The following is a 26,147-nucleotide window of genomic DNA, read 5'->3' on the forward strand; positions in this document are numbered from 1 at the left end:
TTTCAGCCGGTGAGCGTGCCTTTGGTGGAGGGCACCACGCCGCCGCGGCGCGGATCGGGCGCTGTCGCCTTGCCCAAGGCGCGGGCGAAGCCCTTGAAGCAGCACTCCGCGATATGATGCGAATTGACGCCGCGCAGCGCCTCCACATGCAGGCCGATGCGCGCATTGGTGGCGAAAGCCTGGAAGAACTCGCGCACCAGCTCGGTGTCGAACTCGCCGATCTTGGCCGCGGGAAAGGCGACGTCGAAGACGAGGAAAGGCCGGCCGGAGACGTCCACCACGACGCGGGAGAGCGCCTCGTCCAGTGGCACATGGGCGTCGCCATAGCGGGCGATGCCCTTGCGGTCGCCGAGCGCCTGATCCACCGCCTTGCCGAGCGCAATGCCCACATCCTCGACCGTATGATGGCCGTCTATGTGCAGATCGCCCTTGGCCGCGACGGTGAGGTCGAGCGGCGCGTGGCGCGCGATCTGGTCGAGCATATGGTCGAAAAAGCCGATCCCGGTCGAAATGTCGGATGTGCCCTCGCCGTCGAGATCGACGGCGACGGCGATACGGGTCTCTTTCGTGTCGCGCTCGTATTTGGCGCTGCGCATGGCTCGACTGGCTCGCGGTGAATCTCGAGGGGCTGGAACGGAATATAGACCGCTCCCTGCGCGGCTTGTAGCAATTCGACGGGCGCATGGCCAGAAGCGTGGGCGATCGGCGTGAACCACCCTCTACTGCGGCCCGTCCAATTGTCCCAGCCCCCACAGCCCGGCGAGCCGGGAAACGCGCGCCGTCAGGCGGGGCGGGTCCAGCGCCTCGCACTCCCACAGGATCGCGACGCGAAACCCGAGCGCCCTCAGAGCCTTGGCCTTGCGGGCGTCGCGAGCGCGATTGGCGGCGAATTTCTCCAGCCAGAAGGCGTTGTTCTGTTTGGGGATCGTGCCGCGGCGGCAATTCTTATGGTGGTGCCAGTAGCAGCCATTGACGAAGAGCGCCCAGCGCCGGCTGCGATTGACGAAATCCGGCGCGCCGGGCAGGCCCTTGGCGTTGCGCCGGTAATGGAGCCCGGCAAGCCGCAGCGCCGCGGCGACCGCCTCCTCCGCCCCGGTGCGGGACTGCCGCACCCGCTTCATCAGCGCTGCGCGCGCCGGATCGCTGGCCGGCGGCGTCCTCATTGGGCGGCGGCGAGGCCGGGGCCGGCGCGCATCGCCTCGAGATGAGCGGCCACCGCCTCCCGAAATCCGGGCTCGAATCGCAGCTTCGCCCGCATGGTGCGGGCGAGAAACCCAGCGCTCGCGCGCTCGGACAGCGGCTTGCCCTTATGCTGCAGAAAAACATGCAGCGGCTCGCGCTCGCGCCAGACGGGAAAGGCCGAAATCTCGACGCCGAGGCGCCGCTCGCCGTCATAGCGCGCGGCGCGGGGCCAGCGGGCGCCCTCCTCCAGAACCGGGCCGTCGCGGGCCGGATCATAGCGCCCCGGCGCCTCGAGCCGGCCGCCGACCCATTCGGCCACCGGCGCGCTCACCGCATTGCCGACCAGCGACCAGCGCCAGCCGGGACGGCCCAGCGCCTCGGCCGGCGCGGTCCAGTCCGCAGGAAAACCCTGCAGCCGCTCGGCGTCACGAATATCGGGCGTCACCACCTCTCCTGAAGGCAGCAGAATCGCCGGCGGCGAGGCGATGCCGAGCGTCGAGCCGTTCTTCAATGTCGGCACGCAATCTTGCCCCCAGCCGAGGCCGCGCACGCCCTCCGTCCAATAAAAGCCATGGGCGTGCGTCGCCAGCGCCGTGGCGCGCGGGCGCGGCGTCGCCTCGTCCACGAGCAGAATATCGGCCGGATCGGCGAGGCGCGAGGCCAGAAACAGCACGCGCTCGCGCCGCTGCGGCAGAAAGGCCAGAGTGTTGACGACGCGATAGGCCCAGAGATAGCCGCGCTCCTCGAAAGCCGAGACGAGCCGCGCCATGGCGCGTCCGCGATCGAGGCTCAGCATGAAGGAGACATTCTCGAGCAACGCATGCGGCGAGCGCGTCTCGTCGAGCAGGCGGAACACATGCTCGACCAGAGAGGATTTGCGCCCGCCAATGCCCTGCGTGCGGCCGGCCTGGCTCAAATCCTGGCAAGGAAAGCCGGCCGTGACCAGTTCCGTCTCGCCCGGCAGCGCGCGCAGCGCAGCGACATCGCCCACATTGGGCGTCTGCGGAAAATGCGTCGCCAGCACCTTTGCGGCCAGCGGCCAGTTTTCGGAGAACATGAGACAATCATGTCCGGCGCGAGCGAGCCCGAGCTCGAGCCCGCCTATGCCGGCGAAGAGGCCGACGACTTTCATGGATACGGCCTCGCGGCCGAGGGCCGTCGTGCGATTCGTCTGCGCATGAGCGGAGTTGATCGCCACGGACGAAGGAGTGTCAAGCCGCGGCGCGAACGCGCATCGCCCGCCAAGACATGCTCGCATGTCGCGACGATGACGAAAGGCGCGAATTCCTTTGCCGAGAAAGCCGTCGCGCGGCTGGACTCGTCGGCCCGCTCTGCCTAGTCTCGCGACGCTTTTTTCCGCGTGTGAAACGCCCAGCCCTACGAGTCCGATGCGCGCCATTCTTCCGCTCAAAGCCTCGACCCTTTCGAAACGCCGCGCGCTTCGCTCCGCGCGCGCCGGCTACACGCTCGTCGAGATGCTGGTCGTGCTCGCGATCATCGGCTCGATCGTCGGCCTCGTCGGCCCGCGCGTGCTGAACTATCTCTCCGAGTCGAAGGTGAAGACCGCGCAGATTCAGATGGAGAATATTTCGAGCGCGCTCGATCTTTTCTATCTCGACGTCGGCCGCTATCCCGCGACGGAAGAAGGCCTCTCCGCGCTCGCGCGGCGGCCCGCCGGCGCCTCTGTGTGGAACGGCCCCTATCTGAAATCCGCCAATGTGCCGAAGGATCCTTGGGGACATGATTATCTCTATCGCGCTCCCGGACAGAACGGGCCTTATGACATAGGCTCGCTCGGCCCCGACGGCCGCGAGGGCGGCCCCGGATCGCTCACGCGCAGCCGCGACACGGCGGCGCGCTGACCATATTCGTCGCTCGCATGATGCATGGCCGAAAGATCGCCGAGAGAAAAGGCTTCGCGCTTCTCATCGTGATCTTCGGCCTCGGGGTCATAATTCTGCTGATGACCTCCTTCATGGCGACGGCGCGCTTGCGCCTGCGCAGCGCCGTCGATAATTCCGCATCGATCAAGACGCGGCTCATCGCCGAAGGCGCCGTCAATCTCGCGATTTTCGGATTGATCGCCGAGCAGCGGCCATCCAATGCGCAGCAGGCCGAGCCACCCGTTCACGATGGCGCGCCGCGCCTCTGCTCACTCGCCGGCGCCGCTGTCGCAATCTCGATCGAGGATGAGAGCGGCAAGCTCGATCTCAACGCCGCATCTCCCCAGCTTCTCGAAGCGGCGCTGCGCGGATTCGGCGCGGCCGACCCCAACGCCTTGTCCCGCGCGATCATCGCTTTTCGCGAGGCGCAAACTTCCGAATTCGCGCGGCTCGCAGCGCCGCCGCCCTCCTCCGACCGGCCATTCGCGCCAAAGCATGCGCCCTTCCAAACCGCGCTCGAGCTGGATCAGGTCGAGGGCATGGAGCCGCAGCTGCTGCGCGCGCTGCTGCCGGTCGTCACCATTCATTCGCATAGCGTCGGAGTCGATGCGCGCACGGCGCCGCCGGCATTGTTCGCAGCGCTGGCGCGCTATTCGGCGGCGGATGTTCTCGCTTTTTCCGCCAAGCCTTTTCCCAATGGCCTCGATCGCCGCGATCCGCGCTTTCCGCCGGAATATCGCCAGAACGGCGTCTTTAGCGGCGGAACCTATTCGATTCACGCGGAGGCCGCTCTGCTCAATGGCGCGATCGGCGTCGTGGAAATGGTCGTGACGCTGCGGCCGAACGAGCGTCTCCCCTTCACCGTGCTGGAGACGCGCCGCGCGCCGGCGCGCAATCAGAACCTGCTCGGCGCCGGCGGCGCAGCGGCGCCCTGCTGACGAAATTCATTTCTACTCGTCCAGCAGAATGCGCCGCGCCGTGCCTTCGATATTATGCGGACGCACCTTCGCGCGCGTCGATATATTCAGCAGCTTGCGCTTATATTCGTCGGTAATGTCGCGCGCCTCGCCGAGCGTGCGCACCACATGCGGCGTTATCATGATGAGCAGCTCGGTCTTGCCCGAGGAATCGGTCTTGTCCTTGAAGGCGTTGCCGATCAAAGGCACGTCGCCGAGCAGGGGCACCTGCGACGAGCCGCGTGTGCGCGAATCCTGAATGAGGCCGCCGAGCATCAGCGATTCCGCGTCATTGACGACGACCTGCGTCTTCACGCGGCGCTGCTGGATCGTCGGCGTCGTCGTCGTCGAGCTCGCGCCGGAGGCGACATTGGAAACCTCTTGCTCGAGCTCCAGCATCACGCGGCCGCTCTCGTTGATATGCGGCGTGATGGCGAGAATGACGCCGGTGTCGCGATAATTCACCGAATTGAATGTGGTGATGCCGCCTTGCGCCGTCGCGCCGGAGAGCGTCGTCACCGGCACCTGATCGCCGACCTGCAGAACCGCCTGACGATTGTCGAGCACGGTGAGCGAGGGCGTCGAGACGATGTTGACGTTGGTGATCTGATTGAGCGCGTTGAGCGTAACTTGCGCATTGGTGGCGCGCAATGCGTAGGCGAAGCCGGGCGACGCCGCGCCGACCGCAGTGCCGAGCAGATTATTGCCGAGCGTGTCATTGGCCGCCGGCGTGCCGGCGTCGCCGTTGGAAAAGCCGGAGAGCGAGGATTTTTTCTGCAAGAACCAGCGCACGCCGAAATGCAGATCGTCGTTGAGCGAAACTTCTGCGATCGTCGCCTCGATGAACACCTGATTGGGCAGCACGTCGAGCTTCTCGATGACGCGCAGCAGACGCTTGTAGTCCTCCGGAGTCGCCATCACCACAATGGCGTTCTTGGCCTCGTCCACGGCGATCTTGAAACGGCTGTCCTCGCCGAGCGCGGAAGCCGTCGATGACGACTGATCCTGCGCGCTATTGGAATTGGCGGCGCTATTCGCCGCGCCGCCGCCGAAGGCAGAGCCGCCGCCCGAGCCGCCCGAATTCAATGGCGCGATCGAGCCGAGCTGTCCCGAGGAGGAGCCGTTCGACGAGCCGAGACCGCCAGAAGAGCCGAGACCGCCTGAGGTTCCGAGGCTTGAAGAGCCGAAGCCGCCGCCGCCCGCGCCCGACGACAGGCCGCTCGAGGAAGTGGAGAGCGCCGAGGAGCCGAAACGCGGCGAGACCTCATTGCTCTTGGAGACGCCGGCGTCGCGCCCGAACATAGACGCGACGACCTGCACCATCTCCTTGGCCGGGCGATTCTGCACGCGATAGCTGAAGAACTGCTTCTGAACGCCTTCCGCCCGCGCGTCGAGACGCTCGATCCAGGCTCGCGCCCGCGCGAGATAGCCGGGCTGCGGCGTGATCGCCAATATGGCCGACAAATGCTTGTTGCCGATGAACTGGATCATGCCGTTCATCGGCCCTTCGCGCTCCGAGCCGAAAACCTTGCGCAAATTCTCGGCGAGCGCGTCTGGATCGGCGCTCGTCACCGGCACGACGGCGAAGGACATGCCGCGCATCGTGTCGACGTCGAAGAGCGCGATGGCGTCCTCCATCGCCGCGATCTCTTGCGCGCTGCCTGTCAAAGTCAACGTGCGGCGCTGATCGTCGGCGCGCACGACGGCGCCCTGGCGCGTGATCGGCTCCAGCACGCGCTTGAGCTCCGACGCCGAGACATAGCGCAGACGCACGATGCGCGCGCCGCTGCCGAGACGCTCCGACTCGAGCGGCTGCGGCGCGACGGAGAGCGTGGAGCCGGCCGCCGCCTGATCCAGCGGCACGATCTTGTAGATGCCGTCATTCTCGACAATGGCGGCGCCGGAGACGCGCAAGGCCGATTGGAACAAGTCGATCGCGACGGACTTCTTGACGGGCCGCGCCGTATGCACGGTCACTCTGCCGTCGATGCGCGGATCGACGACATAATCGACGCCGACGATATCGCCCAGCACCACTTTCGCCGCTTGCGCGATGGGCAGATTGGCGAGATTGAGGCTGACGCCTTCCTTCTCGTCGCGGGCGTCGTCCTTGCGGCGCGCCACGCTCTCGCCGACGAAACGCCCGCTGCCGACGATCGCCTCCGCGGGAAGGCGTCCGCGCGCGGCGGGGACGCCGCTTTTCGTCCCGCCCTTGGAAGCGGCGGCGACGTCGAGCGATTCTCGGCTCCATTCGGCGATGGGAGGGTCGCTCGCACTCTGACAACCAGAGACTGCGACGAGGGCGATCAGGCTCGAATGGAATAAAGGCAGACGCACATTCGCCTCTGGGACGCTACCGAATAGATAAGCTCACGCCACGTAACATGATTGTCGGTCACACGCCACACGCCTCCTCGCGCAAAGTGACGGAGAATCATTGCGATTGCTCTGGATAAAGTTGCAGGCGCGCCGATTGCGCGCCATTGACGAGCTTCAATTCCAGCTCGCCGACCTCGGCGACCGTCCAGCCCTGCACGGTTTCGCCGGGGATGAGCCAGCGGCCTTCGGGATCGTCGCTGGACACGACGAAAGCGCGCACAGACGCGCCGGAGCGCACGATCGCCGAGACCGCGAGGCCGGCGGGCGCGGTGGGAATTCCGGCAAAGCCGTCACGATCGGATTTGGCGACCGCCGGGCGCGGACGCCGCGATTTCCAGAAGATCGGGCGCGACAATGTCTGCGCGTCCTCGCGCGCGAGCGGCGCCGGCCCGGAGGCGGACGAGAGCACGCTGGGCGGGCGCCAATCCGATGTCGCCGGCGGCGCCGATTCGTCCAGGCCGATCCATGCGAGAAGCGCGAAAGCGAGAGCGGCGACGTCCAACGCCGCCAACGACGCGAGCAGCATCGCGGCGAGCGGCGACAAACGCAGCTCACGCATGAGCGTGCGAATGCGCGCGGCGAGCGCGCGCGTCATGAGCGCTCCTTCGGCGAGGCGCCGCCGAAGACGTCGAATTGCGCGGCGAGCATGCCGTCATTGGTGGATTGCGCGCCCCAGATCGGCATTTGACGACGCAGCGACGCCGTCAGCACCAGCAGCAGCGGCGTCTCATTCTCGAGCGAGCGGAGCAGCGCATGCAGCGATTCGATCGAGCCGCTCACATCGAGCCGCGCGCCGACCAGCGACGCGCCATTCACCGTCTTGGCGGGCAGCATGCGAATAGAGTTCACCGTGGCGCCGGACCGATCCGCCGCGGCCTTCAGCAGCGCTTGCAGATTGGCGTCGACGACGCCTTCCGTCGCGCCGGAGAGCAATTCACCCTGCGCATTGCTCTCCGCCACCTGCTGCGCATAGAGCCGCACCGCCTTCTCCTGCGTGGCGACGGCCGCATAGCGCGCGAGCGTGGCGCGCCGATCGACGATTCCCTCGGCGCGCTCGGCGAGCAAGGCGCGCAGCGGCTCGACGACGATGAAATAGATCAGCAGCGCCGCCAGCGCATTGGCGCCGAAGAACAACGCGCGCCGCGACCATTGCGGATGCGAGAGAGATGTCGGGCTCAGCGCCATCGGCGTGACCGGCTCATGGATTGCGTCTCACTTTGGCCTGCAGCGAGAATGTCTCGCGCTTCTCGATCGGATCGGGCGTGATCGGCGCCGTCAGCTTAGCGTCCACGAACAAAGCCGAGCGATCGAACAGCGCGGGAAGGCTGGCGGCGGAATCGGCGAGGCCGACGATCTCGATGGAACGCTCGCCCTCGCGCGCCTCGACGAGGCGCATGTCGGAAACGAAGGCGCCGTCCGGCAGAAGGCGCGAGACCTCCTCCCAGAGATCGGCGAAGGCCGGATATTTCGCGCGCTCCCCACGCAGCGTGGCGAGGAGGCGGCTCTCGGAGGCGGCCTGCTCGGCGATCTTGCGCGCATCTGCGGCGCGGCGCGACACTTCGGCGATCTCGACATCGAGCGCCGCGGCGTCGACGTCCTGCCGCCACAGCGTGACGCCGACGCCGAAGAGAAGAAAGGCGATGGCGACGACAGACAGGATCAGCGCCGCCGCGCGCTCCCGATGCGGCGCCTCCACCGCGCGGCCGAGCGCGAGAGCGGGAATGAGCGCAGCGCCCTCGAGCGCCGGCTGCACAATGTCGAGATCGTCGATGGACAGGCCGGAGCCGTCGAGAAGAGCCGGCAGCAGATCGCGGCGTAAAATCCATTGCTCGACGACGAGCTTGCTCGGCGATTGCGGATGCGGCTGGGCGATATGGCCATGCACGATATCGGCGAGCAGGAAGGGTGTCTTGCGCTCCACTTCCGCCGCGAGAAGACGCGGCAGATCGGACTGCGCGGCGAGCGGCGCGTCGAAGCGTCGAACGAAAAACGCCTCGCGCGGAATTTCCGCGACGATCTTCGTCGCAGCGCGCGTCGCGCCGCGACGCTCCAGCGCTTCGTCGATCGAGGAGCGCGACAGCTCATCCGCCGAAACGGGCTCGGCGAGCGCCTGTCCATCCGCGGACAGCAATTGCAGCGGCTCGCGCCCGCGCCCGACGCGAAGCAGCAGACGCCGCTCGCCGCGATCGAGCAGCCATGCGAGCGTCGCTGGAGAAAAGAGCGCGAAGAACTCGGCGCGATACCAGTTCCACGCGCGGCTGGCGGAACTCGCGAGCGAGCCTTCGAAGAGTTCTCTACGCCAGATGGACGATGACGACGACATCGAGGCTCCGACGCGCATGAACTCATCTACATGGAACGGGGAGCGGCGTCGCGCTCCCCGTCGAATTTCGTCAGCCAGCGTTCATTGGACCGCGGGCAGCGTGCTCAGAACCGGCGTTCCATTGCCCACGCCGACGCAGTTGGGATGCCCCCAGCCGCTGGCGCTGGCGCCGCCCGAAATGTCGAAGATGATGTTGTCGGGCCGCGTCGCGTCCGTGGCGTTCACGCCGCCGACGCCCGACAAATAATCCAGATTGAGGCTGTGGCGCGCTCGCCAGGCGACCATGTGATCGGTGCAAGATGTGTCGCCGCTCACTCCGATGCCGCCGATCTTGACGCCATTCGGCCCATAGAGAGCGAGGCCGCCGCCGAAGACGTTGACGCCGCCGATCGCATCGCCGACCATCGGATCGTTCGGCTGGCCGAAGGTCGCAGCATCTGCCGGTCGGCCGTTCCTCTGCTCATAAGCGGCGTCCGGATCGACTGGATTGCTGAACTGCAGGCCGAACAGGCTGCCGCCCGGCTGAACCGCCGAATAAAGGTTGGCGGTCGACAGCGCGAGACCGTTCGTTCCCACGGCGCTGCCGCTCGGCGTGACGCCCTTGCTCAGGCTGAGGCCGTTGGCGGCATTGGCTTTCTGCGCCGAGATGACGCGGCTCGCGAGCCATTGGCTGCGGTAGTCGGAGCCGGTGAAGGCGACGGCGCAGACGGTTCCGTCATTGGCGACGATCGTCGCCCACATGTGCAAGCCGAGGCCGTTGTTGCCGGCCACGCCGCGCGCTCCGATCAGCGCCGAACGCAATTGGGACCAGCTCGGCAGGTTCGAGCAAGAATTCTGTCGGCCATGGGCCGAAGCCGTCGCCGACGACAGCGCAATAAAAGCTCCGGCGAGCATCAGTTTCTTAGCGATTTTCATCTTGGCGATTTTCATGGCGTCTCCCCAAACAGTTCATTTTCAAGTGCAGAATGATATACGCCGCGGTCTTAGCACAGTCGCGCTCTAGTCGCCAATCCCAGCGACGCTCCGCTCGCCGGACGACAAAGTCAGTCGATGAAAGGCGCCGCGCGCAGGCGTTGGCGACGCGCCGCGGAAGATTCGCGCCGCGCCGGGCCGACATCGTCGCGCGGCGGCGACGCGTCGATATCGACCACCTCTTCGTCGATGTTCTGCGAGGCCTCCTCCGCCGCGCCCTTCGCTTTCGCATGAAAGCGTCCGGCTGGCAGAATGGGCGTGAAACCTACGGCGAAATGCGGCATGGGCTCGATCGCACGGGAGATCGGCTGCGCCGTGAATGTGCGCGGCGGCGTCTCGACGGCGAGGATCGGCGTGACCTTCGGCTCGCCGCCGGTCACGATCTCGACTCCGAGCAATGTCGGCCGATAGGCCTCCTCGGCGCCGGCGTCTTTTTCGCATAGACGATACTTCGCTTCGCATTTCCACCGCGCCTGGAAACGCGCGATGCGCTCGCGCAATTCGATCAGCGAATTGCCGAATGCATGCGCGCACCCCTGTCGCGAGAATCGCCCGGAAGCGATGCAGGCCTCCGCCGTAGCGAATAAATATGACGTTCCCGCCACAGCGCCCGGCGCAACGAGACAAACGGACGCGATCGCCGCGAAAAATAACAAAATATGAGACGCGCGCCGGCCCCTTCCGAGGGGGCGGCGCCTCGGCTCCACCGACGCCGACGACATTGACGCTCGCTCGTTCGCTGCTCGGCGCGATTGCGCCTGGAACGCTGCGAGGCTACCATCCGATCCCGCATAGCGCCAGAGCCTCGACAGCAGAGGGCGGCGGGGATATTCCGAGCTTTTCCCAACGAGTGGTCGCGATGATGGACGGCGCATATTCGCAAGGAACGTCTTCGCAAGCGACGTCGCCGCGGCCGAACGCGCAGAGCGGCGCGCTGCTGGAGGAATTCGGCGCCTATCTGCTGAGCGAGAAGGTCGTCGACGAGCTGGCGCTGCAACGCTCGCAGCGCGCCGCGCGGCAGAGCGGCGAGCGTTTCGACCATGTGCTGACCAAGCTTGGACTCGTGTCCGAGAATGATCTCTGCATTCATCTCGGCAGATTTCTGCGCATTCCCGTGATGTCGGCGGAGGAGACGCCCGGCGAGCCGGTGCTCGAGGCAAAAATCCCCAAGAAGTTCATTCGCGCCAATGGCATTCTCCCGCTCGCCGCGACGCATGAGCGGCTGACGCTCGCCGTCACCGATCCGCTGGAGAACGGCCCGATGGAGGCGCTCGCCTATTCCACGGGCCTCGCGCTCGAATTGCGCATCGCGACGCCGGCGCTGTTCGAGAAAGCCTGGGCCAGCCTCTATGGCGAGCGCTCCGAGGGATCGGCGCTCGTCGAGACCGATATACGTGCGGAAGACGCCAGCGATTTCGATCTGCAGCGCCTGCGCGACATCGCCAATGAGGCGCCGGTCATTCGGCGCGTCAATCAGATCGTCGGCGGCGCGATCGAGGCGCGCGCCTCGGATATTCACATCGAGCCCGGGCTCGACGCGGTGCAGGTGCGCTATCGCATCGACGGCGCGCTGCGCACGGTCGACACATTGCCGCCGGGACTCAAAGCGGCCATCACCTCGCGCATAAAAATCATGGCGCGGCTCGATATCGCCGAGCGGCGATTGCCGCAGGACGGGCGCATAAAGCTCGCCGTGCGCGGCGTCGATATCGATTTTCGCGTCTCCACCATTCCGACCGCGCATGGCGAGAGCATCGTGCTGCGCATTCTCGACCGCAGCCAAGTGGCGCTCGATTTCGAGGCTCTCGGCTTCGATCCCGGCGTCATCGCCTCGCTGCGCAAGGTGATGCGCAGCCCCAATGGAATCGCGCTCGTCACCGGCCCGACCGGCAGCGGCAAGACGACGACGCTGTACACGGCGCTCAAGGAGCTGGCCAATCCGGAAGTGAAGGTGTTCACCGTCGAGGACCCGATCGAATATCAGCTCGCCGGCGTCAATCAGGTGCAGGTGCAGCCGGCCATCGGCCTCGATTTTCCGAGCAGCCTGCGCGCCATGCTGCGCCAGGATCCGGATATCATCATGATCGGCGAGATACGCGACGCCGAGACGGCGAAGATCGCCATACAATCGTCATTGACCGGCCATCTCGTCTTCTCGACCCTGCACACCAATAGCGCGGTGGGCTCGATCACGCGCCTCATCGACATGGGCGTCGAGCCCTATCTCATCGCCTCGACAGTGAAGGCGATCATGGCGCAACGTCTGGTGCGGCGTCTCTGCCCATCCTGCAGCACCCCACTGCCGGAGCGCGCGAGCTGGCGCAGCCGCCTCGCCGGCGAAGGCTTCACGCGCGAGCCGGAGCGGCTCAGGCAGCCGGTCGGCTGTCCCGCCTGCCGCCACACGGGCTATGCCGGCCGCTCGACCATCGCGGAAATGCTCATCATGACCGAGCCCATGCGACGGCTCGTCTGCGAGGCGGCGCCCGAGGCGACGATGGCGGCGGCGGCGCGCGAAGCCGGCATGACGACGATGTATCAATGCGGCATGGGCAAGGCCTGGCGCGGCGAGACCAGCGTCGACGAAGTGCTGCGCGTGACGCAGGTCGATTGACATGTCCAATTTTCGCTATCGCGCCTATTCGTCGATCGGCGATCTGATCGAGGGCGACATAGAAGCGCGCTCGAGCGAGGACGCCGAGGACGCATTGTGGCGACGCGGGCTCACGCCGCTCTCGCTGCGCGAGACGCGCGCCGGCGCCAAGGGCTCGCTGCTGTCTCTGCAACTCGGCGCGCGCAAGCCCTCGCCCGCCGACATCGCCTCCTTCACGCGCGAGTTCGCGACGCTGGAGCAGGCCGATGTGCCGCTCGACCACAGCCTGCGCCTGCTGGCGACGCAGAGCGCGACGTCGGCCTTGCGGGCGCTGGCGGATGAGATATTGCGGCGCGTCGTCGATGGCGCGTCTCTCTCCGACGCTCTGGCGACGCGCGCCGATCTCTTCGGCCCCGATTACATCAACATCGTGCGCGCCGGCGAGACCATGGGCGCCGCCGCGCAGGCGCTCGGCGATATGGCCGATATATTGGAGCGCCGCCTCGAGATGCGCGCGCGCATTCAGAGCGGGCTCGTCTATCCGGCGCTGCTGATCGTGCTTGCCATCGTCTCCACGGCTGTGGTGCTGAGCGCGCTCGTCCCCAATATCGCGCCGATCTTCGTCGACAGCGGCCAGCCCATGCCGGCGGGCCTGCAATTCGTCATCGATGTCGCGGCGCATTGGCGATGGGCCGTCGGCGCGCTCGCGCTCCTCATCGCGCTCATCGTCTCGCTGCGCCGATATGCGGCGGCGAGCCCGGAGTTCGGCGTGCGTTTCGATCGCGCGCTGCTCGCTCTGCCCTATGCCGGGCCGCTGAGCGCCAAATTGCAGATGGCGCGCTTCGCCTACACGCTCGGCTCCTCGCTGAAGGCCGGCGTGCCGCTGCTGCAAGGCCTCGAAAGCGCGCGCGCCGTGCTGTCGGATCGCTATTTCTCGGCGGAGCTGGCCAAGGTGATCGAGGCGGTGCGCGGCGGCGGCGCGCTGAGCACCGCGCTGGAGCGGGTCGAGCGCCTGCCGCCGACGACGGCGACAATGGCGCGCATCGGCGAGGAGGCGGGGCGGCTCGACGACATGCTGCTGCGGCTCGCGGCGATGTTCGAGCGGCAGACGCAGCGCAGCCTGGAGCGCGCCGTCGGCCTCATCACGCCGACCCTCACCATCTTCATCGCCGCCGTCGTCGGCGGGCTGGTGATGACCGTGATGGACGCCGTTCTCGGCATCAATGATCTCGCTCTGCGATGAGGCCGCCTGTGACGCGCAGCGCGCGGCGCCGGCGCGGCTTCTCCTTGCTGGAGACGCTCGCCATTCTGCTAATCGTCGCGCTGCTCGCCGGAATGGCGGGCCAATTCGCGCGCCGGCCGTCGCCGCGTCTACGCGTCGAAAGCGCGACGCGCGCGCTCTGCGCCGGGCTGCGCGCGACGCGCATGCGCGCCATCTCCACCGCCAGCGAGCAGGCGTTGACGATCGATCTGCGGCGCAAAGCCTTCTTCTCCCCCGCCGTCGCCGAGACGGCGCTGCCGGAGGACGCCGCCATAGAGCTGGCCGTTTCGGCGCGGGAGCGGACGGAGCCCTCGCGCGGGGCCATCGCCTTTTTCCCCGATGGCGGCTCCTCGGGCGGCGGGCTGACGATCGGCGTCGCCGGCGCGCGCGCGGAGATCGACGTCAATTGGCTCACCGGAGCGACGCGATGCGCCTTCCATTAGCACGGCGCGGCTTCGCGCTGATCGAGGCGCTGGCAGCCTTTCTGATCCTCGCGCTGGTGCTGGGCGGTCTGCTGCAGGGCGTCGGCTTCGGCGCCCGCAATGAGAGCCGCGGCGATTTCCTGCTGCGCGCGACGCGGCAGGGACGCTCGCAGCTGGAGGCGCTGGGCGTCGCGGCGCCGCTCACCATGGGCGAAAGCGCCGGGCGCTATGCGGACGGACTCGTCTGGAGCCTTTCGGTCGGCCCGTGCCGCTCGTCCGCCGACCCCGGCGGTCTCGGCGAGATCGTCGCCTGCCCCGTGGCGCTCGCCATACGCCGACCGGGCGACGCCGCCCCCGGCGACGCGCTGACGCTGCGCACGGTCAAAATCGACGCAAATCGGCCGGCGCGATGAGAATTCCGCGCCGCGCCCGCGGCTTCACCCTGATCGAGGCGCTGCTCTCCATCGCGCTGATGTCGCTGATCGTCGGGACCATCGCCGGCGGCTTTCGGCTCGGCAAGCGCGTCTGGGAGACCGGCCGTGATTATGAAGGCGTGCAGGAGGTGGAGGAGGCCGCCGGCGCGCTGGAGGCGATCTTGTCCCGCGCCTTTCCCGTTCAGCTGGACAGGCGGGACGGCCGACCGACGGTCGCCTTCGAAGGCCGCGCGAACCGCATTCGCCTGGTGACGACGAGCGATGGCGGCGCGGATTGGGGCGGCCTGGCGCTGACCGAGATTTCCGCCTCCGGCGACGATCTGGACGTGCGCTCCGGGGTGCTGCGGCAGGAGGCCTGGTTCGGCGGCGGCGGCCGGTCGCGCTCCGCCACCGCGCTGCGCGGCCTCGCCACCTTCGAGCTTTCCTATTTCGGCGCGCCGGAGCCCAATGCTCCACCCGTCTGGACCCATGAGTGGGTGGGTCGCGACACGCCGCCGAAGCTCATCGCAGTGCGGCTGGCGGGAACACGCCGCGGCAAGCGCATCGACGCCTCCTTCACCGTGCGCATTCGTCAAAACCCGCTCTGAGCGGCCTCCAGCGGCCCGAGGCTCCAGCAGAGCCAAAAGCCGAGCGCGAGATGCGGACCGAAGGGGATGGGCTGCGCCATATGGCCGAGCGCGCCGTCACGCGCCGCAATCAGCGCCGAGAGGAAGGCCGAGACCACCGCTATGAGCAGGCAGCCGGGCAGAGCCGCCGGCCCCAGCCACAGGCCCGCGAGGCCCAGCAGATGCGCGTCCGCGAGGCCGAGCCCGGCGCGCCCCCGCAGCAGCCGATAGGACATATCGATCGCCCGCAGAGTCGCATAGCCGCCCGCCGCGCCCGCGAGACGCAGCGCCGCCTCTTCGCCATCGGACGGCAGCAGTGCGAGGCCGAGCAGCAGCAGGACGATCAGCGGCCCATCGGGAATGATGAGGAAGCGCGCGTCGAAGACAGAGGCGAAAGCCAGCGCGGCGAATAGAACCAGCGTCGGCGCCGCCCAATATCCGAGCTGCGCGAGATCGAGAAAGGCGAAGGCGAGAGCGGCGAGCGCGATCCAGACGACATGCGCCAGCGCGCGCCCCTCCCCGCGCGCAGTCGCCGCCCGGATGGCCGTCTCGACGAGCGCAGCGCGGCGGCGCGCCGGAACGTTCAAATATCGACGTAGATCTCGCAGCCGAAGGCCGAGACGGGAAGACGCGCTTCGTCGAGAATCTTGGTCCAGCATCGTCCAACGCCGCTGATCATTCGAAACAGATAGACGCCGGTCTCGTCCTCGAGACGCCGCTCCAGGACATGACGATGGCCGAGATAGTTGAAATAGGAGATGGCGACGTCGCCGTGACAGCGATAGAGGATCTGGCGCGACAGGACATAGACGAAGCTGCGGTCCTTCGCCTCGTTGACGCAATAGGAATAATGCGCGAGCGCCTCCGGCTCCACGCTGACGCCGGACGGCGCCGCAAAGCAGGGCGCGCCGAGCGTAAGGGCGCAGATCGATATGACGCTCGCGGCTCCGCGCATCGAAACGCCCCATTCCGCAAAGAGACCGCCAATGCGAAACGCGCTGACGTCCGGCAATTCTATTAGGTGAAAGCCGCCGGCGGATCAAGAAGCTCCGCGTTTCGCGGCGCCGGCCCGGCCAATCTTGCCGCGGCCCGAGGATTGCGATATCGAATCGATCTGCTGGAACGCCGGGCTCGATCGCGCTTCCGCGCCGCACGGGCGCCATATTCGAAACCTATTCGAGGCGATATCCTTCGCCCCTGATCCGCGCGCTCCGGCCGGGAGATCGCCAAACCCGAGTGGAGGCAGCCCATGTACGCCACGCAGAGCGCGACATCGGAGTTTCGGGACGCGTTTCGGCGCCAGCGCCTCGTGCTGTTCGCCTTGATGCTGCGCAATATTCGCACGCGCTTCTTCGGTCATGGCCTCGGCTATCTGGTCGCGATCGCTTGGCCGCTCGTGCATACGCTGGTTATCATCCTGCTCTTTGTTTTCAATTCCCGCATGGCTCCCGTTGGAGAGAGCACCCTGCTTTTCGTGGCGACCGGCGCTGTGCCTTTTCAAGTACAGGCCTATCTCTCCACCTTCATGATGATGTCAGTCCTTCAGAGCCGACCTCTCTTCGCCTTTCCAGAAGTCAAGGTGATGGACGCGCTGATCTCCAGCATTCTGCTCGAAATCCTCTCCTCCTGCACCGTCGTGCTGATCTTGCTCATCCTCGGATCGGCGTTCGGCGAGAATTTGGCGCCGCGCGACATAGAGCAGGCGGCGCTCGCCTATGCCGCCGCGATCATATTGGGCGTCGGCATTGGATTCTTCAACGGCACGCTGGCTCTCGCCATGCCGATGTGGGCGCTGATGTTCTCGCTGCTCCGCATTTTGCTCTGGTTCGCTTCGGGCACCGTTTTTCTGCCGGACAATCTGCCGGAGCCCTATCGCACGATGCAATCCTATAATCCGATCGCGCAATCGATCGAATGGATGCGCTACGCGTACTACGACGGCGTGGGCGCCGGGTTCCTGGACCGCGCCTATGTGCTCGAGTTCGGCGTCGGCATGATTTTCGTGAGCCTGCTGATCGAGCGCATGACCCGCGGCCATCTGCTGTCGCTACGCTGATCGTCATCAAACCGTATCGAAGCCGCGATAGGCGGGAAGTTTCGCGGCTTCACGGATGATGAGACGATGCGGACTTATATCGATCCGGCGCGCCGGGCGCGGATCGAGCTCACGGCGCTGATCGCGATCACCGTCGCATCAGGCTTCGCCGGTCTCGGCTATGAGATCGTCTGGACTCGCATGGCGAGCCTCGTCGTCGGCTCCGAGATGATGGCCGTGCTCGGCGTGATCGCCGGATTTTTCGCCGGCCTCGCCCTCGGCGCCTTCCTCCTCGACGGGTTCATCCGCAACACGCCTTCGCCCTTTCTCGCCTATGCGCTGCTGGAAGCGGCCATAGGACTCTGGGGCGCGGCGAGCGTCCTCGTCCTCGAGCAGGCGGCGCACCTAGCGCCAGCGCTGCTCGGCGTCGACCCCTCCCCCGCCGCGCTATGGGCCTTCGGCTTCGCCCTGCCGGCCTTGCTGCTGCTTCCCGCGACGACAGCGATGGGCGGAACGCTGACCGCGCTCGCGCGCATGACCAAGGCGCTGTCGGGCGATGCGCGCGTCTCCGCCGGCGTCTATGGCGCCAATACGGCGGGCGCGGTGCTCGGCGCGCTTGCTTCGGCCTTCGCGCTGATGCCGCAGCTCGGCCTGTCACGAACATTGCTCGTTCTCGCCTGCGTGAACGCCGCCTGCGCGATCGGCGCCGTCGCGCTGCAGAGAAGGGTGGAGCCGAGCCCCTCCCCCCGCATGCCGCGCGCGACCGCCACGCGCCTGCTCTGCGCTCTTTTCGCGACCGGCTTTCTCGGCATCGCCTTCGAGATGACGATCGTGCGACTCGCCGCGCAAGTCCTCGAGGACACCGTCTACACATTCGCCAGCCTGCTCGCCGCCTATCTTCTCGGCTCCGCCGTCGGCGGCTTGGCGTGGCAGAAATTCGGACGGCGCTTCGGCGACGCCAGCATAGGCTGGCTGCTCGCCGCCACAGCCGCCGCCTGCCTTTCGACGACGGCGCTCGCGCCGAGCGTGCTGCACGCCGCCGAAAGCGCCAGCGGATTCGGCGCCGCCGGCGAGCTCCTCGCCGCCTTCGCGCTTTTCGCCTTGCCCTCCATCGCCATGGGCGCGCTATTCGGCCATTTGGCGCAGAAGGCGCAGGATTTGCGCGGCTCTCTCGGTTTCGCGGTCGGCGTCAACAGTCTCGGCGCCGCGCTCGCGCCCTTTGTGACGGCGCAATTTCTCATACCGACATTCGGCGCATGGCGCGCGACCATACCGATCGCGCTCGGCTATCTGCTACTGCTGCGTCCCCGACTCACATCGCTCGCGCCCATGGCGGCGCCGATGCTCGCCGGCGCTCTGCTGTTCGCCCTCGCCGCGCCCAACTTCATCCGCGCGCCGCAAGGCGGACGCGTTCTGGCGACGCTCGACGGACCGACTGTCACCGCCAGCGTCGTCGTCGACGCCGCCAGCGTGCGCTATCTCGACGTCAACGGCCATTTTCGCATGGGCGGCACCAGTTCGGTGCGCTCCGACTTTCGGCAGGCCATGCTGCCGCTGCTGCTGCATCCGGAGCCGCGCAAAGCGCTCTTCCTCGGCGTCGGGACCGGAGCCACTCTCATCGGCGGCGCCATGACGCCCGGCGTCGAGGCGCAGGGCGTCGAGCTGTCGCCGGAGGTCGTGGCGCTCCTGCCATGGTTCGCCGATGAAACGCGCTCGCTAGAGCCGAAAGTGCATGTCGCCGACGCCCGCCGCTACATTCTCGCCGATCGCGCGAAATATGACGTGATCGTCGCCGATCTGTTTCATCCGGCGCTGGATGGAAGCGGCGCGCTCTACACGGTGGAGCATTTCGCGGCGACGCGCGAGCGGCTCGCGCCCGGCGGTCTCTTCTGCCAATGGCTGCCGCTCTATCAGCTCGATCTGCCGTCCCTGCGCGCGATCATTCGCAGCTTTCGCGCCGTCTATCCCGGCGCCTCCGCCTGGCTCAATCATTACAGCGTGCGCACGCCCATGCTCGCGCTCGTCGGACGCAGCGACGATGCGCCTCTCGACATAGACGCTCTTGCCGCGCGACTGAACGAGCCTGCGATGGCCGCAGTCGTGAGGCCGCTCGGCTTCGCCGCGCCGATCGATCTGCTCGGCCAATACGCCGGCGGCCCGCATGCGCTCGCGGCTTTCGCCGGCTCTGGACCGCTCAATGTCGATGATGCGCCTTTCGTGACCTTCGACGCGCGCCGCAATGTTCGCGCGCTGACGGCGCCGCCCTGGACAACTCTGCTCGCCGTCATGCGCGAGATGACGCCCGACGCCGCAGAGCTCGCGCGCGAGGACGACGCTCTCGCGCAGCGCCTCGCCGCCTATTGGCGCGCACGAAACCACTTCCTCGAGGTCGGCGCCGCTCTGCCCGGCGATCCGCGCGGCCGCGCGCTCGTCGACGCCGCCGCGCCGGGATTGCTGGAGACGCTTCGTATCAGCCCGGAATTCGATCCCGCCTATGCGCCGCTGATCTCCATGGCGCGATCGCTCGTGGCGTCGAGCGGCGAAGAGGCGGCGCGTCTACTGCAGGCGATCGACGAGGCCGCGCCGCAAAGACGCAAGGCGCGCGAAACAATGACGCGCGAGAACGGCGGCGAATGAACGCGCGCCATTCTCACGGAGCGAATTTGATCTGATAGCCCCAGCAGTCGAGACGATCGGGGATCGCGTTGAAGGCGACCGTCACGCGCACGCCGCCCTGATTCCGCGGCACCTCGTGATAGAGATAGCTCGGAAAGAGAATGAGATCGCCCGGCTCCGCCTCGGGAACCACATATTTTCCGGCATTGAACGGCCCCATCGCCGCAGAGCGCGTGTGATGCCGAAAATTGAACTCGAATCCGCCGGGCGGCCGCACGAAAGCGGTGCGGCTGCCGGGATGCGAGGGCGTGAGATAGAAGACGCCCGAGGCGAAGCTGTTGGCGTGCGAATGCAGCGCCTGACTGCCGCCGGGCTCGAGAACATTGGTCCACATTTCCTTGACCATCCATTCCAGCCGCTCTCCGAAGAGGAGCCCGCCGAAATCGACGAGCTTGGGAATGGCGAGATCCGACATGCGACGGAACAGCTCGTCGCTGCGTGGGTCGGCGATCTCCGTATGAAACAGCTGCTCCGAGCGAAGGTTTTTCTCTATGCGCGCATTGCCGATCGCTTCGACGGCGGCCTCGACGAGCGCCGCGTCCAAAAGGCCGGGACAGCGCATGAGCGGAATGGGAAAAAGCGGCTCGATCTGATCCATCTTCCATCCTCGGCCTATTTTCGCGCTTTGTCGCGCATGGGCTTCTTCTCCGCGCTCGGAACGGGCGCCGGCGCGGCGGGCGTCTCGTCCGGTCGCAGCACGCCGAGCGTTTCCCCCGGCTGCAGCTGATGCCGCAGCTCGCGCACCTCATCGAACGCCGCCGCCGCCCAATAGAGGCAGTCGTCGAACTCGCCATTGCCGGCCTCGGCCATCGACTGATGCAGATGGCGCTCCGCAAAGTAGCGCGAGGGATGCTCCTTCGGCAGAGCATTGGCGAGCGCCTGCGCCTTATCCACTGCGGCGACGCAATCCTCTCGGGTCGGCTCGGCGTCCTCCGACGCTGTCGTCTCGATGGCCGCAGCGGCGGGCGCGGCGGGCGCGCTCGGCGTCGCGGGCGGCTCCCGCCGCGCTGCGAGCAGCAAGGCCGCGCAAACGAAAATGTTCGCCATGAAAACAAGCAGAAGCCGCATCGTCGAACAACCCGCAAAACGAGAAAGCCGGCGACGATAAATCGCCGCCGGCGTTTAAGCTACGCTAAAAAAGCGCGATCAATGGCGCTCGGCGTGTTCCCGCTCGGCGTGCTCCTCACGCCAGCGATCGAAACCGTGCTGGAAAGCGAGACGCCGCGCGAGCTCGGCGTTCTGCTCGACGAGCAGCTTCGGCGAGCCGACGGGACGCAGGAAAATCGGGTTCCCATAGAACCAGAGATTCGACCAAGCCTGCACGTCATGGGTCACTTTCTTGACGCCATTGACGGATTCGAGATGCGCCGGGCAGGAGCTGTCCGTGCAGCTGACCGCCGCATTATTGGCGTCGAGCAGCGGATTGCCGGCGCTATCCGTCACATTGGGGGTCGCGACCGGAATATTGGTGCCGCGCGCGCGAATATAGCCCGGCTCCGATCCCATGGTGAATGTGGTCTCGAAGGAGAGGCGCGTCGAGCCGTCGCGCTGCTTCTTGACCTTCATGTTCCGCCAATTGATCTGCTTGGCGATCGCCGCGGTGGGATTATAGACGATCGACGCGCCGGCGACGCCAGCGGCGTTGGCCACGGCGTAATTGGGCGCGCTCGGCGACACGACGCCGGTGATCTTGCCGGTGATGAGATCGATGTGATCGATCGACGGCTTGTTCAGCGGCTGATGCTGGCCGATCTGCGCCAGCAGAGGATTGTCGAAGCTATAAGGGCTGTTGTTCGTCGCCGGAACGGTCAGCTCGACTTCGAGCACGATCTTCTCGCCGGGATGCGCGACGATCGTCTCGCCCATTGTCTTCCACTGGCCATGCGCGCTGGCGCGGAACTCGAAGTCCGGTCCGATGACATCGCCATTCACCGAATAGCTGTTGCCGGAGCGCATGCCGTCGATGATCGACTGATTGCGGAAGCCGCCCGTATGCGGGACATAGAGCTTCGTATATTCGCCCGGAATGAAGTCCGCCGTGGTGTAGCGATCACGCGCGCCGAAAGCGCCGCGGCTATGCCAGTCCGAGCTGATGAACATGAAGAAGTTGCGGCCTTCCGCGAGCAGGCCGTCCCAGAGTCCGCCGACCTTCGCCGTATAGACGCCGACCATGCCGTAAGTGCCGCCGCCGACCGCGCCGGAGCCATAGGAGCCCGAGCCGCCGGTCAAGCCGCCTTCCGCCATATGGCCGGGAGACTCGATGCCGAAAGCGACCGTCGGGGCCGCATTGTTGAAGTCGCGGAAATGCTCGATATTGTAACCTTTGCTGGCCGTCGCTGAGAACGGCCCCTGGCGCTCCGTATGCGTCGGGATGGCGTAGGACTGCAGCGGGTAGTTCGCCTGCAGCCATTTGACGCCTTCCAGCGCCTTTCCATGGCCGGCGGTTCCTGCATTGTTGACATTGTCCTTGCCGGGCCACAGCGGATTATTGCTGACGTCGACCGGGCCGATGCTGTCGGTGTCGGCGCGGTCGAAGCGAAACTCGAACTCCGCCATCTTGTCGGCGTCGCCGCCATGACGCGGATGCTGGCCGGCGATCACCGCCACATCCGTATGCTCATGGCCCGGAACGATCCATTCGAGACCTTCGACGAGCACCTTGTCATATTGCGCGGAACGATTGACGATGATCGGATATTCGACCTCGCCGATCGACTGCCAGCGCCACATGTTCGAGCCATTCGCCGAGCCTTTCAGGCCGGTGATGGTGATGCCCTGAATCGTCTGGCCGAGGGTTTGCGACCAAGTGGTGGTCGTCTCGCCCGGAATATTGGCGCTGGTGTCGGCGAAGCGGCAATCGCGATTGCCCGAGCCGCCATGATTGCCGAGCGTGAACCAATCGAGATCGAAATTGGTTCCGCCGGCGGCGGCCTGACCGGTTCCGACCGCGCGATCGATCGTGTAGCCCGCAGCGACAGACCCGTCGGTGCAGGTGTTGTGGTTGTGCATGTCGCCTGCGACATATGGATTATGCTTGCGCGACTCCTCGCCGAATCCCCCGGCGGACGCCGATTGACCCAAAGCGAGCGAGACAGACGCAGCAGTCAACAAAACGGCAGATTTCGAACGGTGCATGCCAATCCCCCGCAAAAACCTAGACGAGCCCCCCGGCGTCGAGCGACGCATCGGCGCGCGGAATATGGAAGAACGACAACGACAGTCTTGTGACTGTTTCATTACAAGGACGCGCTTTTATTCTTGCTGAAACACGCTTTTTTCATCATGGCGCAGATGACAAAAGGCATGCGCCGATGCATAAGGCTGCCCTTGTGACGCACTCGAAAAGCATATGGGCTCGATGGTGAAGTCCCTCTCCTTCGCTCTCCTTCGGAGTCGGCTCGGCGATGCGGCGTCGGCGGGCCGCGCTTCGGCGCAGCGCCTTCGAAGCGAGCCTCTCCTGCATTTTCTGGCGATCGGCGCGCTCGTCTTCGCCGCCGACGCCGCGCTGCATCCCCCGCCCAAGGACGAGCGCGTCATCACGGTGAGCAAGGCGCTGCGCCAATCCTTCATCGATAATTTCGACGAGGACAAAGCGCGCGCCCCCTCGGACGCGCAGCTGCAGACGATGATCGACAGCTGGGTGGCGAGCGAGATTCTCTATCGCGAAGGCAAGTCGCTCGGCGTCGATCGCGGCGACGACATGATCCGCGACCGCATCGCCTATAAGCTGCAACTGCTCATCTTCGATCAGATCAAGCTGCCGCAGCCGAGCGAGGAGCGATTGCGCGCCTGGTTCGAGCAAAATCACGAACGCTTCGACGAGCCGGAGCGTGTGGGATTCTATCTCACGCCCGCCGCCGATTCCGCCGAGGCCACACATTGGCTCGAGGACATCTCGGCCGGCCATGAATCGGAGGAGCTTCGCGAGCGCACGCGCGCCATTCTCGCGCGCCCCGTCACCAGCCTCGCGCCCGCCTTCGGCGAGAAATTTCGCGACGATCTGCTCGCGCTGCCGCAAGGAACTTGGGCCAAGCTCCAATCGAAAGAAGGCTGGCACATCGTCCGCCTCGACTCGCGCCGTCCCAGCGATCCCGCGCATTTCGAGGATGTACGGGACGAGGTCTTGCGGCAATGGCGCGTCGATGAGACGCGTTCGCGCGCATGGGAAGCGGTCAACCGGCTGAAGGCCTCCTACACCGTGCGGATGGAGCCGTGAGACGAGCGATGCGACTGCTCGCGGCATGGATCGTCGCGGCGACGCTGCTCGCGCCCGCCGCGCTGCTGGCGCATGAATCATCGCTCGGCGTTCTGGAATTGCGCGAGGTGCGGCAGGGCGCCTATGTCGGCCGCTGGACAATGGAGCCGACGATCGGCGCCGCGCGCGTCGATCTGCGCGCGCCGCCGCATTGCTTTCTGAGCATGCCGCAGCTCGAATGCGGCGCAAAGGGCCTCGTCGGCGCGATGACGATCGGCAATCTCGGCTCGCGCATGTCTGCAGCGCTGATCAAGATCATCCCGCTGCAAGGCGAGACGCGCAGCTACACCATCACATCCGCCAATCCGACCGTGTCGATTCTCGGCCCCGAGGCGCCGACGCTCGAGAGCTGGATAACGCTCGGCGCGACCTATCTGAATTACGGCGTCGACCATATATTGCTCGGCGCCGATCATCTTCTCTTCGTTTTCGGACTGATCTGGATCGTCGGCGTCGGCCGGCGGCTCGTTACGACGATCACCGCTTTCACCATCGGGCACAGCATATCGCTCGCGGCGGCGGCCTTCGGCGTGATCGGCGTGCCGGAGCGGCCGCTCAACGCCTGCATCGCGCTCAGCATCGTCTTTGTCGGCGTCGAGATCGTGAAGCAGCGGCGCGGCGAAGCGGGATTGACGGCCCGCTATCCTTGGGCGGTCGCGGGCGGCTTCGGCCTCGTTCACGGAATCGGCTTCGCGAGCGCGCTCGCCGGGCTCGGCATCGAAAAGCGATTGCTGCCGGCGGCGCTCGCTTTCTTCAATATCGGCGTCGAGATCGGACAGCTCGCCTTCGTGCTTCTCACTCTCGCGCTCATCTGGGCGCATCGCCGCCTCGGCGCCGTTCTCCCCGGCTCGCGCGATCTTCTTCCCGGCTATGCGATCGGCTCGGTCGCGGCCTTCTGGTTCATCGGTCGCCTTCTTCGCGTGCTTGCGATCGATTGAGGAGCGCTCTGCCCATGTCGTCTCGCCTCCGCCTCTTCGTTACCGCTGTTCTCGCCAGCGTCGCGCTCGCTTCGCCCGCTCTCGCGCATGACGGCGAAGGCGTGGCGGGCGGCCTCGCCAGCGGATTTCTGCATCCGTTGACGGGCGCAGATCATCTCGTCGCAATGATCGCCGTGGGTCTTTGGGGCGCGCAGCTCGGCGCGCCGGCGATCTTTCTGCTGCCCATCGCCTTTCCTCTCGTCTTGGCTTTGGGCGGCGTGCTCGGCGTTCTGCACATTGCCTTGCCGGCGCCTGAAATGATGATCGCGCTCTCGGCGCTTCTTCTCGGCGCCGCCGTCGCGATGCGCATCCGGCCGCCTGTCGTCGTCGCCGCGCTCATCGTCGCGCTCTTCGCAATATTCCACGGCCATGCGCATGGCGCCGAGCTGCCCGGCGCCGCCGACCCAATGGCCTATGGCGTCGGCTTCGTCACCGCCACAGGGCTCTTGCACGGATTTGGAATCCTCATCGGCGCCCTATCGCGATGGCCCCTCGGCGCACGCGTCATCCAGGGCCTCGGCGCGACGATCGCGATGCTCGGCGGCTATTTTCTGTTCATCGGCGCGGGCGTCGCAGGATGATCGGCCGCTCGCGACAGGCCGGCGTCGGCGCGCTCTTTCTGCTGCTCTCGGCGACGAGCGCGAAGGCGCATATCATCGGCGCGCGGCTCGGCGATTTCTATGCCGGCGCGGCGCATCCTCTCACCGATCTGAAGGATGTGACGCTTTGGGTCGCATTGGGCATGCTCGCCGGATCGCTCGGCGCATCGAAAGCGCGGCCGCTGCTGCTGCTTTTCCCCTTCGGCCTCGCCGCCGGAGTGACGAGCGCAATGACGCTGAATGCGACATCGGAGGGCGTGCTGATCGCCGCCGGCGCTCTGGTGCTGCTCGGCGCGCTGCTGGCGTCGGAACTGCGCATTCCCGCCGCCGCGCTGGGCGGGCTCGCATTGGTTCTCGCGGCGATGCGCGGCGCGGCCAACGCCGCCGCTATCGGGCCGGAGACCAATCGGCTGCTATTCGTCGCCGGCCTTTCCATCGCCGGCTATGTGGTCGTCACGCTGGTGTCGGCGGCGACGCTCGCATTTCGTGGCGAGCGCGCCGATGCGCGAGCTTGGCGCTCTATCGCCATTCGCGCGCTCGGCAGCTGGCTAGCCGCGCTCGGACTGATGATGGGCGGACTGGCCTTGGCGTCCTGACG

At 66.5% G+C, this 26,147-nt stretch carries 28 protein-coding genes; 14 read left to right on the forward strand and 14 right to left on the reverse strand.

The window, feature by feature from the left end; translation table 11 throughout:
* Positions 1-2: 2 nt before the first annotated feature.
* The 3 genes from hisB to dcm form a co-directional block, all read right to left on the reverse strand.
* A complete protein-coding gene (gene hisB, locus METLW3_RS0115075; RefSeq protein WP_024880714.1) occupies positions 3-596 on the reverse strand; it encodes an imidazoleglycerol-phosphate dehydratase HisB in 594 nt (197 codons plus the stop codon).
* Between the two features lie 123 nt (positions 597-719).
* Positions 720-1,163, reverse strand: coding sequence for a very short patch repair endonuclease (locus tag METLW3_RS0115080; protein ID WP_024880715.1), 444 nt, complete (start codon positions 1,161-1,163; stop codon positions 720-722).
* On the reverse strand, positions 1,160-2,314 hold the full coding sequence (gene dcm / locus METLW3_RS0115085; protein WP_024880716.1) for a DNA (cytosine-5-)-methyltransferase: 1,155 nt from the start codon (positions 2,312-2,314) through the stop codon (positions 1,160-1,162). The genes METLW3_RS0115080 and dcm overlap by 4 nt, the downstream gene beginning before the upstream one ends.
* Here dcm and METLW3_RS28835 point away from each other — a divergent pair.
* Genes METLW3_RS28835 through METLW3_RS0115095 form a run of 3 tightly spaced genes read left to right on the forward strand, consistent with a single transcriptional unit; the run spans position 2,249 to position 4,003 of the window.
* Positions 2,249-2,521 (forward strand): hypothetical protein, encoded by a 273-nt coding sequence (locus METLW3_RS28835; RefSeq protein WP_198022804.1) that lies wholly within the window; start codon positions 2,249-2,251, stop codon positions 2,519-2,521. The genes dcm and METLW3_RS28835 overlap by 66 nt on opposite strands.
* A 49-nt stretch (positions 2,522-2,570) precedes the next feature.
* A complete protein-coding gene (gene gspG, locus METLW3_RS0115090; protein WP_024880717.1) occupies positions 2,571-3,044 on the forward strand; it encodes a type II secretion system major pseudopilin GspG in 474 nt (157 codons plus the stop codon).
* A 17-nt stretch (positions 3,045-3,061) separates the two neighbouring features.
* A complete protein-coding gene (locus METLW3_RS0115095; RefSeq protein ID WP_024880718.1) occupies positions 3,062-4,003 on the forward strand; it encodes a type II secretion system protein GspK in 942 nt (313 codons plus the stop codon).
* A 12-nt stretch (positions 4,004-4,015) separates the two neighbouring features.
* On the opposite strand, the gene gspD is transcribed toward METLW3_RS0115095, so the two are convergent.
* The 6 genes from gspD to METLW3_RS26920 form a co-directional block, all read right to left on the reverse strand.
* Positions 4,016-6,358, reverse strand: coding sequence for a type II secretion system secretin GspD (gene gspD, locus METLW3_RS0115100; RefSeq protein ID WP_024880719.1), 2,343 nt, complete (start codon positions 6,356-6,358; stop codon positions 4,016-4,018).
* A 97-nt stretch (positions 6,359-6,455) separates the two neighbouring features.
* Positions 6,456-6,995 (reverse strand): hypothetical protein, encoded by a 540-nt coding sequence (locus METLW3_RS0115105; protein ID WP_024880720.1) that lies wholly within the window; start codon positions 6,993-6,995, stop codon positions 6,456-6,458.
* Positions 6,992-7,585 (reverse strand): type II secretion system protein GspM, encoded by a 594-nt coding sequence (gene gspM / locus METLW3_RS0115110; protein ID WP_024880721.1) that lies wholly within the window; start codon positions 7,583-7,585, stop codon positions 6,992-6,994. Before gspM ends, METLW3_RS0115105 begins: the two co-directional genes overlap by 4 nt.
* A gap of 13 nt (positions 7,586-7,598) precedes the next feature.
* Positions 7,599-8,723 (reverse strand): PilN domain-containing protein, encoded by a 1,125-nt coding sequence (locus METLW3_RS0115115; RefSeq protein WP_036309664.1) that lies wholly within the window; start codon positions 8,721-8,723, stop codon positions 7,599-7,601.
* 81 nt (positions 8,724-8,804) lie between these two features.
* Positions 8,805-9,653, reverse strand: a complete 849-nt coding sequence (locus METLW3_RS0115120; RefSeq protein WP_245267358.1) for a heme-binding protein — start codon at positions 9,651-9,653, stop codon at positions 8,805-8,807.
* A 113-nt stretch (positions 9,654-9,766) separates the two neighbouring features.
* Entirely contained in the window at positions 9,767-10,195 is a 429-nt protein-coding gene (locus METLW3_RS26920) for a hypothetical protein (protein WP_157516569.1), read from the reverse strand.
* A 359-nt stretch (positions 10,196-10,554) separates the two neighbouring features.
* Between METLW3_RS26920 and METLW3_RS0115130 the strand changes: the two genes are divergently transcribed.
* Genes METLW3_RS0115130 through METLW3_RS0115150 form a run of 5 tightly spaced genes read left to right on the forward strand, consistent with a single transcriptional unit; the run spans position 10,555 to position 14,989 of the window.
* Positions 10,555-12,306 (forward strand): GspE/PulE family protein, encoded by a 1,752-nt coding sequence (locus METLW3_RS0115130; RefSeq protein ID WP_084484844.1) that lies wholly within the window; start codon positions 10,555-10,557, stop codon positions 12,304-12,306.
* 1 nt (position 12,307) lies between these two features.
* Entirely contained in the window at positions 12,308-13,528 is a 1,221-nt protein-coding gene (locus METLW3_RS0115135) for a type II secretion system F family protein (protein ID WP_024880726.1), read from the forward strand.
* Positions 13,529-13,536: 8 nt separating this feature from the next.
* Positions 13,537-13,989 carry a prepilin-type N-terminal cleavage/methylation domain-containing protein gene (locus METLW3_RS0115140; RefSeq protein ID WP_245267360.1) on the forward strand — a complete coding sequence of 151 codons (453 nt, stop codon included), beginning with the start codon at positions 13,537-13,539 and terminating at the stop codon, positions 13,987-13,989.
* A complete protein-coding gene (locus METLW3_RS0115145; RefSeq protein WP_024880728.1) occupies positions 13,974-14,381 on the forward strand; it encodes a hypothetical protein in 408 nt (135 codons plus the stop codon). Before METLW3_RS0115140 ends, METLW3_RS0115145 begins: the two co-directional genes overlap by 16 nt.
* Positions 14,378-14,989, forward strand: a complete 612-nt coding sequence (locus METLW3_RS0115150; protein ID WP_024880729.1) for a type II secretion system protein — start codon at positions 14,378-14,380, stop codon at positions 14,987-14,989. Before METLW3_RS0115145 ends, METLW3_RS0115150 begins: the two co-directional genes overlap by 4 nt.
* On the opposite strand, the gene METLW3_RS0115155 is transcribed toward METLW3_RS0115150, so the two are convergent.
* Both METLW3_RS0115155 and METLW3_RS0115160 read right to left on the reverse strand, forming a co-directional pair.
* The gene (locus tag METLW3_RS0115155; protein ID WP_024880730.1) at positions 14,974-15,594 is read right to left on the reverse strand and encodes a prepilin peptidase; all 621 of its coding nucleotides are present in this window, start codon (positions 15,592-15,594) and stop codon (positions 14,974-14,976) included. The genes METLW3_RS0115150 and METLW3_RS0115155 overlap by 16 nt on opposite strands.
* Positions 15,591-15,962, reverse strand: a complete 372-nt coding sequence (locus METLW3_RS0115160) for a hypothetical protein (protein ID WP_024880731.1) — start codon at positions 15,960-15,962, stop codon at positions 15,591-15,593. Before METLW3_RS0115160 ends, METLW3_RS0115155 begins: the two co-directional genes overlap by 4 nt.
* A 294-nt stretch (positions 15,963-16,256) precedes the next feature.
* Here METLW3_RS0115160 and METLW3_RS0115165 point away from each other — a divergent pair, with 294 nt between their 5' ends.
* Together METLW3_RS0115165 and METLW3_RS0115170 are read left to right on the forward strand one after the other, a co-directional pair.
* Positions 16,257-17,063: an ABC transporter permease gene (locus tag METLW3_RS0115165; protein WP_024880732.1), complete on the forward strand. Its 807-nt coding sequence runs from the start codon at positions 16,257-16,259 to the stop codon at positions 17,061-17,063.
* Between the two features lie 66 nt (positions 17,064-17,129).
* Positions 17,130-19,679, forward strand: a complete 2,550-nt coding sequence (locus METLW3_RS0115170) for a spermidine synthase (RefSeq protein ID WP_024880733.1) — start codon at positions 17,130-17,132, stop codon at positions 19,677-19,679.
* 13 nt (positions 19,680-19,692) lie between these two features.
* Here the strand turns inward: METLW3_RS0115170 and METLW3_RS0115175 are convergent, their stop codons facing one another.
* From METLW3_RS0115175 to METLW3_RS0115185, 3 genes are all read right to left on the reverse strand, one after another.
* A complete protein-coding gene (locus tag METLW3_RS0115175; RefSeq protein WP_024880734.1) occupies positions 19,693-20,316 on the reverse strand; it encodes a 2OG-Fe(II) oxygenase family protein in 624 nt (207 codons plus the stop codon).
* Between the two features lie 14 nt (positions 20,317-20,330).
* Complete coding sequence (locus METLW3_RS25650; RefSeq protein ID WP_348625818.1) at positions 20,331-20,765, reverse strand: hypothetical protein; 435 nt, start codon at positions 20,763-20,765, stop codon at positions 20,331-20,333.
* A gap of 99 nt (positions 20,766-20,864) precedes the next feature.
* Positions 20,865-22,853 (reverse strand): hypothetical protein, encoded by a 1,989-nt coding sequence (locus tag METLW3_RS0115185; RefSeq protein ID WP_024880736.1) that lies wholly within the window; start codon positions 22,851-22,853, stop codon positions 20,865-20,867.
* 223 nt (positions 22,854-23,076) lie between these two features.
* Here METLW3_RS0115185 and METLW3_RS0115195 point away from each other — a divergent pair, with 223 nt between their 5' ends.
* Genes METLW3_RS0115195 through METLW3_RS0115210 form a run of 4 tightly spaced genes read left to right on the forward strand, consistent with a single transcriptional unit; the run spans position 23,077 to position 26,145 of the window.
* Complete coding sequence (locus METLW3_RS0115195; protein WP_245267362.1) at positions 23,077-23,934, forward strand: peptidylprolyl isomerase; 858 nt, start codon at positions 23,077-23,079, stop codon at positions 23,932-23,934.
* 8 nt (positions 23,935-23,942) lie between these two features.
* A complete protein-coding gene (locus METLW3_RS0115200; RefSeq protein WP_024880738.1) occupies positions 23,943-24,911 on the forward strand; it encodes a HupE/UreJ family protein in 969 nt (322 codons plus the stop codon).
* A gap of 14 nt (positions 24,912-24,925) precedes the next feature.
* Positions 24,926-25,531, forward strand: a complete 606-nt coding sequence (locus METLW3_RS0115205) for a HupE/UreJ family protein (RefSeq protein WP_024880739.1) — start codon at positions 24,926-24,928, stop codon at positions 25,529-25,531.
* Positions 25,528-26,145 (forward strand): HupE/UreJ family protein, encoded by a 618-nt coding sequence (locus tag METLW3_RS0115210; protein WP_024880740.1) that lies wholly within the window; start codon positions 25,528-25,530, stop codon positions 26,143-26,145. Before METLW3_RS0115205 ends, METLW3_RS0115210 begins: the two co-directional genes overlap by 4 nt.
* The last annotated feature ends 2 nt before the right edge of the window (positions 26,146-26,147 follow it).

The organism is Methylosinus sp. LW3 (genome assembly GCF_000527115.1).
In the GTDB taxonomy this organism is placed as follows: domain Bacteria; phylum Pseudomonadota; class Alphaproteobacteria; order Rhizobiales; family Beijerinckiaceae; genus Methylosinus.